Here is a 13,577-nt window from a genome sequence, read left to right as displayed (position 1 = left end):
GAGCCGAAAAGCATGTGGGTTACGCTGCGGGTGCTCTGCCAGTCGGGCAGGGCACCCGCAGCGTTACGGTGAAGCCGGTGCAAGACCGGCGCTGTCCCCGCAACTGTGAACCCCGGCGATCGACCGGGGAAGCCAGGTCAGCCGGCGCCGCGGGCACGTACTGATCCTCGGACGAAGGACGGTTGCGTGCCGCAACTGCCGATGTTGCAGCCGTACTGTTTTCGTCCTCCGAGCTACGGAGGATGGCTGTGCCCCTCGATTCCCCGCGGTTGCTTGCTGCCGCGATCACCGCATGTGCTCTGTTCGCCACGGCGTGCGGCGCCGGCGACGACACCCCAGATGCCGCGCCCACCGACGGCACTCCTCGTGCCATCGTGTCGCTCAGCCCGGTGAGTACCGAAATGCTCTACGCCGTCGGCGCCGGCGACCAGGTGATCGCCGTCGACGACCAATCCGACTACCCGGCCGGCATACCGGTCACCGAACTGTCCGGATACACCCCGAACGTCGAGGCGATCCTCGGCTACGAACCCGACCTGGTGGTCGCCAACGCCGACACCGCCGATCTCGTCGCCGGACTCGAACAGGCCGGAGTGGAGACCCTGATCCTTCCGGCAGCACAGAACCTCGACGACACGTACGCGCAGATCGAGCAGGTCGGTGCCGCGACCGGACATGTCGGGGACGCCGCCGAACTGGTCGCGCAGATGAGGGGCGAGGTCGACGAAATCCTCGCCGCTTTACCCGAACGTCAAGTGCCCCTGCGCTATTACCACGAACTCGACGACACGTACTACTCCGTCACCGACGACACCTACATCGGCGAGATCTTCTCGATGTTCGGTCTCACGTCGATCGCGACGGGCGACAACGGATATCCGCAACTGTCGGCCGAGTTCATCGTCGAAGAGAACCCCGACGTCGTGTTCCTCGCCGACGGGCAGTGCTGCGGGGTCACCCCCGAGAACGTGGCGCAACGTGCGGGGTGGAACGAACTCACCGCGGTCCGCGACGGGCACGTCTACGTCCTCGACGAGGACCTCGCCAGCCGGTGGGGTCCGCGCGTGGTGGACCTGATGCGTGAAGTGGCCGGGATCGTCGCCGGCATCCCCGCGGCACAGCCCGCGTCTTGATCTCGACGCCGCGTCGCCGCGCCCTCGTACTGGGCGGCGCGGCGATCGTCCTCCTCGCCGCGATGCTGGTGAGCATCCTCGTCGGCCCGGCCGGGCTCACGCCACGGGCGGTGCTGCTCGACATCGCGGACCGGTTGCCGTTCGTCGACGTCGAGTCCGGACTCTCGACGCGCCAGCAGGCGATCCTGTGGAACATCCGCATGCCGCGCGTCGTGCTGGGCGTACTCGTGGGGGCCATGCTCGCGGTTGCGGGAGCGGCCTACCAGGGCGTCTTCCGGAATCCGCTGGCCGATCCCTATCTGCTCGGCGTGTCGAGTGGGGCCGGACTCGGCGCGACACTCGCGATCGTCGTGGGTGGTGCTGCGGGCTTTGCCGGGGTACCCGTCGCGGCGTTCGCCGGTGGTCTGCTCGCCGTCGGCGCGACGTATGCGCTCGGCCGCTCGGTGGGTGGGGTGCGTTCCGAGGTCGTCATCATCCTCGCCGGTGTGGCCGTGGCGGCCTTCGCGAATGCGATCCAGACGTTCTTCATGCAGTTGCACGACGACACCCTCCGTCAGGTGTACTCCTGGATGCTCGGGCGGTTGTCCACCGACGGCTGGTCCGACGTCGTGGTGGTCCTCCCGTACGTCGCGGTCACGGTGGCGATCATCGCCCTGCACCGCCGCACCCTCGACGTGATGGCGGTCGGCGACGTGGAGGCGGCGAGCCTGGGGATCAACCCGGCTCGGGTCCGCCTGTTCCTCGTCTGCGTCGCGACCCTGGGCACGGCGGCCGTGGTGTCGGCCAGCGGCCTGATCGGCTTCGTCGGCATCGTGGTGCCGCACGCGGTCAGGCTGCTCGTCGGGCCGGGGCACCGCATGCTCCTGCCGCTCTCGCTCCTGGTCGGCGCCACGTTCCTGGTCCTTGCCGATGTGCTCGCCCGTACCGTGATGTCGCCGTCCGAACTGCCCATCGGCGTGGTCACCGCGGCGATCGGTGCACCGTTCTTCCTTTTCGTGCTGCGACGAAGCCGAGGTGCCTGATGCCTGTCGATCGTTCCGGCCCGGACCCCGCCGTGACGTGCCGGGGCGTGGGCGCCGCGCGGGGCGGCGTGCAAGTTCTGCACGACGTGGACCTCGTGGTGCCGTCCGGCGCGTGGGTCTCGCTCGTCGGGCCCAACGGGTCGGGCAAGACCACCTTGCTGCACGTCCTCGCAGGACTCGTGCCGTCCACCGGAGAGGTCCGGGTCGCGTCGGTGACTCCGGACAGGGCCGCGCGACGGACGACCGCTCGCGCGGTCGCGTTGATGCCGCAGCGACCGGTGGTTCCCGAGGGCGTCACCGTCGACGAACTCGTCCGGTTGGGCCGCACGCCGCACATCACGCGGTTCGGATCGGAAACGGAACGCGACCTCGCGATCGTGGACCGGGTCGTCGAACGTCTCGAACTCGGCGCGTTCCGGCGGCGGTTCGCCACCGATCTCTCCGGGGGTGAACTGCAACGGGTGGTGCTCGCTCGCGCGTTGGCGCAGGAACCTCGGGTGCTGCTGCTCGACGAACCCACCAGCGCGCTCGACATCGGTCATCAACAGCAGGTCCTCGAACTCGTGGACTCGATGCGCACCGAGAGCGACCTGACCGTGATTGCCGCGATGCACGATCTGACGTCGGCGGCGCAGTACGGCGACAGGCTCGTGCTCCTGGACCGCGGCCGGGTCGTCGCCGACGGTGCGCCGGCCGACGTGCTCACCGTCGACCGGATCGGGCAGGTCTACGGGGCGCGAGTCGAGATTCTGGGCCGACCCGCCGGCCCCGCGGTGCTCCCGCTTCGTGACGCATGGAAGGAGTGGTGATGGACGTACTGCTGCTCGGCACGGGGGCTGCGGACGGCTGGCCGAATCCGTTCTGCACCTGCGCGTCCTGCACGGACGCCGCGCAGAAAGGTGAGATTCGCGGACAGACCGCCGCGCTGATCGACGATGTCCTCATGCTCGACTGCGGACCCGAAGCCCCGCGAGCCGCGGTACGTTTCGGCCGGACGCTCGCCGGTATACGCCACATCCTGCTCACCCACGCACACGCCGATCACCTCGGACCTCAAGCCCTGTTGTTCCGCTCGTGGGTGGACGCGGGGCACGTCGTCGAGGTGGTGGGCCCGGCGGATGCGCTCGACGCATGCCGGCCCTGGGCCGGTCCGGACGATCCGGTGCGTTTCGTACCGGTTCAGGCTGGCGACACTCTCACCGTCGGTGACTATGCGGTGCGTGTTCTTCCTGCGCGGCACCGGGTGTTCCGTGAGGGCGACGCGGTGCTCTACGACGTCACCGGTCCGGACGGTTCCCGGATCCTGTGGGCATGCGACACCGGTCCGCTTCCCGCCGACTGGTTCGACGCGGTGCGCGACGCGCGTTTCGACGCGGTGTTCCTCGAGGAGACCTTCGGTGACCGTTCCGATCTCGGTGCGGGACACCATGGACTCCCCGAATTCGCCGGGACCGTGGCCGCGCTCCGCGAGTGCGGTGCCGCCGCGGAGAGGACGGACGTGGTCGCGGTGCACCTCGGTCACCACAATCCGCCGATCGCCCGGCTGCGGGAGCGACTGCGGGAGTGCGGGGCCCGGCCGGGCACCGACGGCGAGGTGGTGCGCGTCGGGGACGGCACACCGCCGGCGCACCGGACGCTGGTACTCGGGGGCGTGCGCTCCGGAAAGTCACAGCACGCGGAAGAACTGCTCTCGTCGTACCGTGCTGTGACCTACGTCGCGACCGGCGGGACCCGCGTAGGCGACGCCGAATGGGCGCAACGGGTCGCGCTGCATCGCGAGCGCCGGCCCGAATCGTGGTCCACGGTCGAAACTTCGGATGTCAGCGCCGTCCTGCGCGCGGCAACGGATCCGCTTCTGATCGATTGCCTCGGTACCTGGCTCACCGCGCGCATGGACCTGCACGACGTGTGGAACGGCGGCGACATGGGCGCAGTCGATGCAGACGTCGCCGACCTTCTCGACGCCTGGCGGCGATGCCGGGTGCCGGTGGTCGCGGTGAGCAACGAAGTGGGTAGCGGCGTCGTCCCGGCCAGCGCGTCGGGCAGGCTGTTCCGCGACACGCTGGGACGCCTGAATGCCTCGGTGGCGGCGGTGTCGGAGACGGTCACGCTCGTCGTGGCGGGCATACCGGTGGCATTGCGGTAACCCGGCCGACGCTGACGGATCGGCCTCGGCCTGTCCGATGAGGGCGCCGGGATCAGGCGAGCAACCGGTACAGGCCGATGAGCCCGACGACCACGATGACCGCGCGCAACACCGTGGGGGACATGCGCCTGCCGAACCGGGCCCCGAGGTACCCGCCGATCAGCGATCCCACGGCGATCAATGCGGCCACCGTCCAGTCGATCCGGTCGAACGCCACGAGAATGTACGCGCTGGCCGCGACGATGTTGACGAGCAGCGAGAGCAGATTCTTCGTGGCGTTCTGACGCTGGATGTGTTCGGTGAGCAGCGCACCGAACAGGCCCATCAGCAGAATCCCCTGCGCCGCGGTGAAGTACCCGCCGTAGATGCCGACAGCGAACGTGCCCACCACCAGCAGAGTCATCCGAACCGGGCCGATCCGCCCGTCCGAGCCCCCGTCGGTGCGCCGCAACACCCACTTCTGGATCTGCGGTTGCAGTACGACGAGGACGAGCGCCAGGATCAGCAGGACCGGCACGACGGTTTCGAACACCGTCTCCGGCAGATGCAGCAGCAGCCACGACCCGATCAGCGCACCGCAGATCGAGGCGGGAATCTGCCACCGCAACGTCGGCCACTGGCCGCGCAACTCGCGCCGATACCCCCATGTTCCCGACACGCCACCCGCGACGAGACCGATCGCGTTCGACATGGTCGCGGTGACCGGTGGGACGCCGAACGCGATGAGAGTCGGGAAGGTGATGAGGGTTCCGGAGCCGACGAGTGAGTTGATGGCGCCGGCGCCCAGCCCGGCGAGGGCGACGAGAAACAACTCCAACGGCGTCACTGCTCGGAGTCTACGGAGGGGCCGGCACGGGATCGAGGCGGCGCGGCGCTACGGCACGCCCACCGCCCGGCGTGCACTGCGCCGCAGGGCGAGAACGACAACGAGGGGCCAGAGGGTTTCGGGCGTGAGCCCTATCCGCTCCATGAGCCCGAACCACTTCCCGCCCTGAGCGGAGATCAGGAACGCCACGGTCAGCGCCACGAATACCGTGGTGGCGGCGATCGATCCCCGGACGCCGAGAACGAAGGAGTCGGAGCGGTCGGACGAGCCGACGAACGCGGGCCAGGCCGCGATCAGGACCGAGCCGATGACGACGAACGCGACATGTTCCGCGGCGGACCCGCCCGCCGGCTGCGGAAACGCCGCGAGTGCGAGACCCGAGACTCCCGCACCACCGAGGACCAGTCGTGCGGAGGGACGGAGAGATGTCAGACCGAGAGCCGTGACGACATGGCAGGCGCCGAGCACGAAAAGCGCGGTCGTCATGATCCAGCGTTCGGCCCCACCGTGCCCGGCGAGTGCGCTCAGGCTCTGCCGCACGGCGCTGTACTCCGGAGGCTGCACCGCACCCGCGACCACCCAGCCCACGGTCAGTGAAACCGGAGCGAGCGTGGCCGACACCACCGCCCACCAGGGTGCACCGAGACGCTCGCGGCTCGGCCCGGCTTCGCTGGTCGTTACTCGTTCGACGCTGCCCACGCGCTCCATGGTTGCAGCATCATCGCCTTCCTCACCGCCGATTCGAAAGTTCCGCGAACGGTTGAAATCACTTCGATTCCAATAGGTGCGCAATGCGATCCGCTGGTCCACAGTTCAGCACAACCGACGTGTGTCCGATTCCTCCTGTCACAGCGGTGCCGTTCGAGCTTCCCGGAGACCGGGTGCCGAGTCGTCGCAGGAACCCTCCCGGTATCGGACGCCGGTGCGTACGCCCGGACCGATCAAAAGTTGAGTGAACATGATGTCTCCTGCCCACAGTGGGCCGGCGTGAGTGCGCCGACCGAGATCCGCGCGACCGCGCCGGTCGCCGAGCATCTCGACGACTCGGATCTCACCGTCGCACCGACGCGGCATCCGTGGCGCTGGGTGACCAGCGCCGCGGTGCTGATCGTCCTTGCCCAGTTCGTGCACGGCCTGGCGACCAATCCGGGGTGGGACTGGCCCACTTTCGCCCAGTACTTCACCGCGCAGTCCGTGCTCGCCGCACTGTGGATGACGATCGAACTCACGTTGTGGGGGACGATCCTCGGGTTCGCGCTCGGCGCAGTCCTGGCGGTGGGGCGACTGTCGAACAATCCCGTGCTGCAGGTCGTTTCGTGGACCTACATCTGGGCATTCCGGTCGATACCGTTGATCGTCCAGTTGCTCTTCTGGTTCAACATCGCCTACCTGTACCGAACCTTGTCCGTCGGAGTGCCTTTCGGGCCGGGGTTCTTCTCGTTCGATGTCGGCGGGGTCATCTCCGGTTTCACGGCCGCAGTACTGGGCCTGGCGCTGCACCAGGCCGCCTACTCCGCCGAAATCATCCGTGCCGGCATCATCTCGGTGGACCACGGTCAGATCGAAGCCGCGAACGCACTCGGTATCCCGCGCGGCCGGCAGTTCTTCAGAATCGTGCTTCCACAGGCGATGCGCTCGATCCTGCCCAATGCGGCCAACGAGGTCATCAGCCTGTTCAAAGGCACGTCCATCGTCTCCACCATGGCGATCGCCGAGTTGTTCTACCAGGTCCAGGTCGTGTACGGGCGAAACGGCCGGGTCGTGCCGCTGCTCATGGTCGCGACCGTCTGGTACATCATCCTCACGACGTTGCTGTCGGTCGTGCAGTACTGCGTCGAGCGCCACTACGCGCGGGGCTCGGCCCGCGCGCTACCCCTCACGCCTTGGCAGAAGACCACCGCGAAGTATCGGGAGATCCGCGACAACGGCGTCGGCGCACCGAGGGGAGCGACCCGATGACCGCGGCGGAAACGCAGGTCCCGTACGCCGTCGACGTGCGCGGAGTCCACAAGTCCTTCGGGTCGGTCGAAGTGCTGCGGGGGGTGGACCTGAAGGTCCGCAGAGGCGAGGTCACCGTGATCCTGGGCCCGTCGGGCTCGGGCAAGTCCACGTTGCTGCGCACCCTCAACCACCTCGAGAAGGTCGACCGAGGCACCGTCCGCATCGACGGTGAGCTCATGGGCTACCGGCGTCGCGGCGACAAACTGCACGAACTACGGCCCCGCGACATCCTCCGCCAGCGGTCCAGGATCGGATTCGTGTTCCAGAGTTTCAATCTCTTCCCACACCTGACCGTGCTCGAAAACGTGGTTGAGGCACCACTGTCCGCGCAGCGCCGGGACCGCGGGGAAGTGGACGCGGAAGCGCGCCGGCTGCTCGATCGGGTCGGCGTCGGCGACAAGATCCACGAGTACCCCAAACAGTTGTCCGGCGGTCAGCAACAGCGTGTGGCGATCGCCCGTGCCCTCGCGCTCCGGCCTGCCGTCATCCTGTTCGACGAACCCACGTCCGCACTCGACCCCGAACTGGTCGGTGAGGTACTCGAAGTCATCCGGGACCTCGCGAACGGCGGATCCACCCTGGTGGTCGTGACCCACGAGATCGGCTTCGCACGCGAGATCGCCGACACCGTCGTCTTCATGGACGGCGGCGTGGTCGTCGAGCAGGGACCACCCGAGGACATCCTGGATCACCCGCGCCACGAACGCACACGGGCATTTCTGTCCAAGGTCCTCTGACCGGCCGCACCCTTTTTCCGTATCTCACCAAATTCGCCTGAAACCCCGGAAGGTACCGATGTTCGCCCCGACCCACCGTGCCAGATTCCTTGCTTCCGCCGTCACCGTCGCAGCCGTGCTCGGCGCCGCCGCCTGCAGCGCGGGCCCCGAACAGGCCGACGCCGCGAGCACTGCCGGCTACAACCTCACCGCCGAGCAGAATCGCATCACCACCGACAAGGTCGACGAGATCGCCGCGAAGGTGCCGCAGGCGATCCGTGACCGCGGCACCCTGGTCGTGACCGGTTCCGCCGGCACCGCCCCGCCGTTGCGCTTCTACGCCGACGACGACACCACAATCATCGGTTCCGAGACCGACTTCGCCCATCTGATCGGGGACGTGCTCGACCTCGACGTCGAGTTGACCGCTGCGGACTGGGCGCAGAACTTCGTACGCGTCGACTCGGGGGAGGCCGACGTGTTCATCTCCAACGTCACCGTGACCGAGGAGCGCAAGGAGAAGTACGACTTCGCGACCTACCGGCTCGACAGCCTCGCGGTGGAGGTGCAGAAGGACAGTGGCATCACCTTCGGTGGTCCGAAAGACATTGCCGCCCTGACGGTCGGTGTCGGTTCCGGCACCAACCAGGAGGCACTGCTCGTCGAATGGAACGAGCAGAACATCGCCGCGGGACTCGAGCCGGCCGAAATCCTCTACTACCAGAATGCCGTGGACTACTACCTGGCACTCGGATCGGGCCGCATCGACGCATACGTCGGCCCCAACCCGACCTCCGCGTTCCACGCCCTGCAGACAGGCGAGACCGAAGTGGCGGGGACGTTCTCCGGTGCGGGGTCGGAGTTGCAAGGCGAGATCGCGGTGCTGACGAAGATAGACAACGGGCTCATCCAGGCAATCAACGAGGCACTCGACCACATCATCGAGAACGGAACGTACGCAAAGGTTCTCGAGCGTTGGGGCATCACCAGCGAAGCCATCGACGACTCGCGGATCAACCCGCCGGGTCTGCCCAAGACTGCTTCCTGATTCCGGACGCGAAGGAGAGAACATGAGCCCGGTGAACACGGGGGTCGACGTGGTGGTGATCGGTGGCGGTGTCATCGGTTCGGCTGCCGCCTGGCGTCTCGCGGCCCGCGGCCGCACGGTCGCGTTGTTCGAGCAGTTCGAACAGGGGCATCGGCGGGGTGCCTCGCACGGAAGTTCGCGCATCTACCGGCAGGCGTACGACGGGCAGTTCTACACGGCGCTCGCCGCGTCGGCACTGCCGTTGTGGAGGCAACTCGAGGACGTGACCGGGAGCGAGTTGCTCACCGTCACCGGCGCCGTCGACCACGGACTGCCCGAGGCGGTCCTCGCTCGTGCACGTGTGCTCGATGCACTCGGTATCGAGGTCGCAGTCCTCGAGCCTGACGTGGCCGAGAAACGCTGGCCGGGAATTCGTTTCGACACGTCGGTGGTGCACCATCCCGGCGCCGGAAGATTGCATGCGGACAGGTCGGTCGTCGCACTCCAGCAGGCTGCCGCACTCGCGGGCGCCGACGTGCGGTTCGGCAGTGCGGTGCGTGCACTGCGCCGCGTCGCCTCGGGCTTCGAAGTGATCACCGACAGCGAGGTGGTGCGGGCGGGGCACGTCGTGATCGCTGCCGGCGCATGGTCGCGCCGACTCCTGTCCGAGGGTGGCATCGCACCGGTCCCTCATCTTCCCCGCTTGCGAACCACACAGGAACAACCCGCCCACTTCGCTCCCCGCACCGACGAGCAGTGGCCCGCTTTCGTGCATCATCCGGGCGCGCGCCTGACAACCGAGGGCATCTACGGTCTCGGATCCGACGACGGCATCAAGATCGGCGAACACGGCACCGGACCGGAAGTGGATCCGGACGCCCGCACCTTCGAACCCGATCCGGACGGTATCCGGCGACTCGTCGACTACGCGACGACGTGGCTTCCGGGAGTCGACCCCGACAGCGTCGCCGCCGACACGTGCCTCTACACCACCACGCCGGACAGCAACTTCGTCGTCGACCGGATCGGCGAAGTCACCGTCGCCGCAGGTTTTTCCGGACACGGATTCAAGTTCGCGCCCGCCATCGGAGAACTGGTGGCGGGACTTACCGACGGAACCGCCGCCACCCAGGACCCGTTCCGCCTCGGTATTCGTGACAGTGCGGTGGCCATATGAGCGATACCCGCCCGCTCGAGATCCACGCCGTCGCGCAGGACGACCCTCTCGCCGCGCCCCTGCTCGCCGAATTGGCGGTGGAATACAGCACCCGATACGAACGTCCGCTCGAGGAGCAACTCGAATCACTGACGACGCACCCGGGTGAGGAGTTCGCCCCACCCCACGGGGCGTTGCTCGTCGTCGTCGAAGACGGGGAACCGGTCGCGGGCGGAGCGTTCCGGCGATACGACGAGCACACCGCCGAACTCAAACGAATCTGGACCTCCCGGCGACATCGCCGACGGGGACTTGCGCGCGTCGTTCTCGCAGAACTGGAAAACGAAGCGTCGCTGCGTGGCTACACCCGGATCTACCTCACGACGGGGTGGCGCCAACCCGAAGCCGTCGGTCTCTATCTCGCCGCGGGATACACCGCCCTGTACGACGCGACGCGACCCGCCGAGGAGATCGGCCCTCACCCGTTCGAGAAGTTCCTGACCCGAAAGGCGGAGTACGCGTGAGATTCCTGTTGCTGAGCCTGATCACCCACCAACCCGACCCCGTGACCGGAGAAATACTCGGCATCGCCGAACGGCTGCGAGAGGTGGTGGACACGGCGGTGCTGGCCGAACAACTCGGGTTCGAAGGCTTCGCGGTGGGTGAGCGGCACGAACACCCGTTCCTGTCGTCGTCGCCGCCGGTCGTGCTCGCCAACATCGCCGCACGCACGTCGACGCTCGAACTGTGGACCGGCGTGACCACCCTGAGCCTGCTCGATCCGGTGCGCGCGTTCGAGGACTACTCGACACTCGACAATCTGTCCGGCGGTCGCCTGAACCTGATGATCGGCAAGGGCAACGGCACCGCACAGGCAGAACTGTTCCACGTGACCCCCGACGACCAATGGGATCGCAATCGCGAAGGCTACGAACTTTTCCGGCTGTTGTGGGAGAACGAGACCACGACATGGGAGGGACGCTTCCGCCCGTCGCTCACCGATGCGGTCACCGTGCCGCGTCCGTTCCAACGACGCCTGACGATTTGGCACGGCAGCGCAACGAGCCGTGAGTCGGTCGACCTGGCGGCGAAGTACGGCGACCCGGTGTTCTCGGCCAACGTGACCAACCCGATCGAGCCCTATGCCGAGCTGATCGACTATTACCGGGAGCGCTGGGCGGCGTACGGACACGATCCCGCTGCGGCGCGGGTGGGCGCGGGCACCGCCGGGTTGTATGTGGCACGGACATCGCAGGAAGCGGTCGACCGGTTCCGCCCGCTGTTCGAACAACGGCTGCGCCTCGCCCACGAGGCAGGCCATCCGATCGTGTTCGACACCGTCGAGGACTTCGCCGAGCGCAGTTCCGCCCTCATCGGCAGCCCACAGCAGGTGGTGGACAAGGTGTTGCGTTATCACGAGCGACTCGGACACGAGGTCATGCACGTCACCGCCGACCGGGGTGGGCTCACCGTCGCGGAGCAGCGCGCGAGTCTCGAACTGTTCCAGAGCGAGGTCGCCCCGGCCCTGCGTGCGGCGATCCCGGGCCGGCTGGTCGCGGGCTAGGGAGTTTCGATCACGCTGAGCGTAAGCGTGTGCCACCCGCTCCGAAATGCGTAGCGTCTGCCAGGACCATCCAGAGCGACCGAGAGACCCGGCTCGACGACGTCGCAGCAACCCCCTGCCCCGTAGGTGAGGGTGCTACCGCCGGAAACGATGGAGGACATCATGAGGAACCGGCACTCGGTGGGATCCTGGTCGCGCCGGCACGTCGACCTGTGCCGCAGCAGCGGCGCACTCTGTCGCCGTCGCGCGATCTCCGCGTCGTAAAGCATCCTCCCGCAGCACATCTACTACGGACCCGGCCGCCCCGCACCCGCGTGGCCACCGGTGCCGTGCCGAGTCATGGAGCCACAGGTGCCACTTTCGTCCATATCCGCTTCCCGCCGCGTCGTCGTCGCCGCCCTCACCGCTTCGGCACTCGCCGGCGGCTTGACCGCATGCGGGACCGATTCGTCGGCGGCCACACCCGGTGGTGGCACCCCGCAGCCCGGCGGAACACTGCGGTACGGCCTGTCACAGGCGCCCACCTGCGCGGATCCGGCCCAGGCCGGCACCAATCAGACCATCTACGTGGCGCGTCAGGTCGTCGACTCGCTCACCGATCAGAACCCCGAAACCGGCGAGATCGTGCCGTGGCTCGCCGAGAGCTGGGACGTCAACGAGGACGCCACCCAGTTCACGTTCCGGCTGAAGGACGGCGTCACGTTCAGCGACGGCACGCCGCTCACTGCGACCTCGGTCAAGAACAACTTCGATGCGATCGTGAACACCATCGGAGGAGTCAAGGCTCCGAGTGCCGTCGGTTACCTCGCCGGATACACCGGTACCACCGCGGTCGACGAAGCCACCGCACAGGTGAACTTCTCCGCACCCAATGCACCGTTCCTGCAAGCGACCGCGACGTTGCAACTCGGCCTGCTCTCCGACAACGACACCGCCAAGACCGCCGAGGAGCGTTGCGCCGGAGACCTTTCCGGAACCGGGCCGTTCGTGTACGAGGATTACCAGCAGGACAAGTCCGCGACACTCGTCAAACGCACCGGATACTCCTGGGGATCGGAAGCGTTCGCGCACGACGGCGAGGCCTATCTCGACCGCATCGAATTCTCGATCGTTCCCGAGTCGGGTGTCCGTACGGGTTCGCTCGCGTCGGGTCAGCTCGACGCGGTCTCGGACGCGCTGCCACAGGACGCGCCACAGATCGAGGGTGCCGGGGGACGAATCCTCACCACGTCGAATCCTGGGATTCCGTTCGGGTTCCAGCCCAACGTCAGCCGCGGGGTACTGACCGACCCCGCCGTCCGCGCCGCACTCGTCCCGGCGCTCGACCGCCAGGAACTCGTCGACACCGTCCTCGGACCCGACTTCCGTCCGGCGACGAGCACATTGGCGTCGGCGACCCCCGGCTACGTCGCGCTCGCCGAGGTCACCTACGATCCGGACAAGGCGGAAAAGATTCTCGACGAGGCCGGATGGATCCCCGGAGCCGACGGAATCCGGGTCAAGGACGGACAGCGGCTGAGCTTCCCGGTGCTGTTCAGCCCCGTGTTCGCCGGCAACCAGGCCATTCTCGAACTCGTTCAGCAACAGCTCCGTGCCGTGGGTGTGGACCTCCAGCTCGACCTGCAGTCCATGCCCGAGCAGACGGCGCGGCAGAATTCCGGCGAGTACGAGTCGTCGTACTACAACAGCACTCGCGCCGACGGGGACATCCTGCGCACGGCGTTCGGTCTCGAGGGCCGGAACATCAACCGGCGCGGACCGATCCCGCAGCTCGACGACGTGCTGGTCGCCCAGCTGACGACTGTCGATCCGGCAGCGCGCGGCGAGTTGATCGGTCAGGCCCAGCAACTCGTGCTCGACAACGGCTTGTGGATCCCCACCGTCGAACTGTCGCAGGCGATCGGGGTGGGTCCGACCGTCCAGGATCTCGCATTCGAGGCCTCGGCGCGACTGCAGTTCTTCGACGCCTGGCTGAGCGAGTAGATC

At 67.5% G+C, this 13,577-nt stretch carries 14 protein-coding genes and 2 riboswitches; of the genes, 12 read left to right on the top strand and 2 right to left on the bottom strand.

The window, feature by feature from the left end:
- The first annotated feature begins 11 nt into the window (after window positions 1-11).
- A riboswitch (cobalamin riboswitch) is annotated at window positions 12-160 on the top strand.
- A gap of 82 nt (window positions 161-242) precedes the next feature.
- The 4 genes from AC0B44_RS09205 (at window position 243) to cobU (ending at window position 4,301) form a co-directional block, all read left to right on the top strand.
- Window positions 243-1,133, top strand: a complete 891-nt coding sequence (locus AC0B44_RS09205; RefSeq protein ID WP_471902594.1) for an ABC transporter substrate-binding protein — start codon at window positions 243-245, stop codon at window positions 1,131-1,133.
- 62 nt (window positions 1,134-1,195) lie between these two features.
- Window positions 1,196-2,155 (top strand): FecCD family ABC transporter permease, encoded by a 960-nt coding sequence (locus AC0B44_RS09200; RefSeq protein WP_471902701.1) that lies wholly within the window; start codon window positions 1,196-1,198, stop codon window positions 2,153-2,155.
- Window positions 2,155-2,964, top strand: coding sequence for an ABC transporter ATP-binding protein (locus tag AC0B44_RS09195; protein WP_471902593.1), 810 nt, complete (start codon window positions 2,155-2,157; stop codon window positions 2,962-2,964). The genes AC0B44_RS09200 and AC0B44_RS09195 overlap by 1 nt, the downstream gene beginning before the upstream one ends.
- The gene (cobU, locus tag AC0B44_RS09190) at window positions 2,964-4,301 is read left to right on the top strand and encodes a bifunctional adenosylcobinamide kinase/adenosylcobinamide-phosphate guanylyltransferase (protein WP_471902592.1); all 1,338 of its coding nucleotides are present in this window, start codon (window positions 2,964-2,966) and stop codon (window positions 4,299-4,301) included. The genes AC0B44_RS09195 and cobU overlap by 1 nt, the downstream gene beginning before the upstream one ends.
- Before the next feature lie 52 nt (window positions 4,302-4,353).
- Here cobU and AC0B44_RS09185 read toward each other — a convergent pair whose 3' ends face one another.
- Window positions 4,354-5,127 carry a sulfite exporter TauE/SafE family protein gene (locus AC0B44_RS09185; protein ID WP_471902591.1) on the bottom strand — a complete coding sequence of 258 codons (774 nt, stop codon included), beginning with the start codon at window positions 5,125-5,127 and terminating at the stop codon, window positions 4,354-4,356.
- Between the two features lie 48 nt (window positions 5,128-5,175).
- Window positions 5,176-5,835 (bottom strand): DUF998 domain-containing protein, encoded by a 660-nt coding sequence (locus tag AC0B44_RS09180; protein ID WP_471902590.1) that lies wholly within the window; start codon window positions 5,833-5,835, stop codon window positions 5,176-5,178.
- A gap of 279 nt (window positions 5,836-6,114) precedes the next feature.
- Here AC0B44_RS09180 and AC0B44_RS09175 point away from each other — a divergent pair, with 279 nt between their 5' ends.
- From AC0B44_RS09175 to AC0B44_RS09140, 8 genes are all read left to right on the top strand, one after another.
- Entirely contained in the window at window positions 6,115-7,086 is a 972-nt protein-coding gene (locus AC0B44_RS09175) for an amino acid ABC transporter permease (RefSeq protein WP_471902589.1), read from the top strand.
- Window positions 7,083-7,865, top strand: a complete 783-nt coding sequence (locus AC0B44_RS09170) for an amino acid ABC transporter ATP-binding protein (RefSeq protein WP_471902588.1) — start codon at window positions 7,083-7,085, stop codon at window positions 7,863-7,865. The genes AC0B44_RS09175 and AC0B44_RS09170 overlap by 4 nt, the downstream gene beginning before the upstream one ends.
- A gap of 58 nt (window positions 7,866-7,923) precedes the next feature.
- The gene (locus AC0B44_RS09165) at window positions 7,924-8,892 is read left to right on the top strand and encodes an ABC transporter substrate-binding protein (protein WP_471902587.1); all 969 of its coding nucleotides are present in this window, start codon (window positions 7,924-7,926) and stop codon (window positions 8,890-8,892) included.
- Between the two features lie 22 nt (window positions 8,893-8,914).
- Window positions 8,915-10,048 (top strand): FAD-dependent oxidoreductase, encoded by a 1,134-nt coding sequence (locus AC0B44_RS09160; protein ID WP_471902586.1) that lies wholly within the window; start codon window positions 8,915-8,917, stop codon window positions 10,046-10,048.
- Window positions 10,045-10,551 (top strand): GNAT family N-acetyltransferase, encoded by a 507-nt coding sequence (locus AC0B44_RS09155; RefSeq protein WP_471902585.1) that lies wholly within the window; start codon window positions 10,045-10,047, stop codon window positions 10,549-10,551. Before AC0B44_RS09160 ends, AC0B44_RS09155 begins: the two co-directional genes overlap by 4 nt.
- Window positions 10,548-11,591, top strand: a complete 1,044-nt coding sequence (locus tag AC0B44_RS09150) for an LLM class flavin-dependent oxidoreductase (protein WP_471902584.1) — start codon at window positions 10,548-10,550, stop codon at window positions 11,589-11,591. Before AC0B44_RS09155 ends, AC0B44_RS09150 begins: the two co-directional genes overlap by 4 nt.
- 63 nt (window positions 11,592-11,654) lie before the next feature.
- Window positions 11,655-11,748, top strand: a riboswitch (SAM riboswitch).
- Window positions 11,742-11,855, top strand: coding sequence for a putative leader peptide (locus AC0B44_RS09145; protein ID WP_471902583.1), 114 nt, complete (start codon window positions 11,742-11,744; stop codon window positions 11,853-11,855). Its footprint overlaps the riboswitch before it by 7 nt.
- 75 nt (window positions 11,856-11,930) lie before the next feature.
- Window positions 11,931-13,574, top strand: a complete 1,644-nt coding sequence (locus AC0B44_RS09140) for an ABC transporter substrate-binding protein (protein WP_471902582.1) — start codon at window positions 11,931-11,933, stop codon at window positions 13,572-13,574.
- Window positions 13,575-13,577 lie beyond the last annotated feature (3 nt).

This window comes from Rhodococcus sp. NPDC019050, from assembly GCF_055664235.1.
Note: the sequence above shows the minus strand (reverse complement) of the source record. Positions and strands in the feature narration are given on the sequence as shown.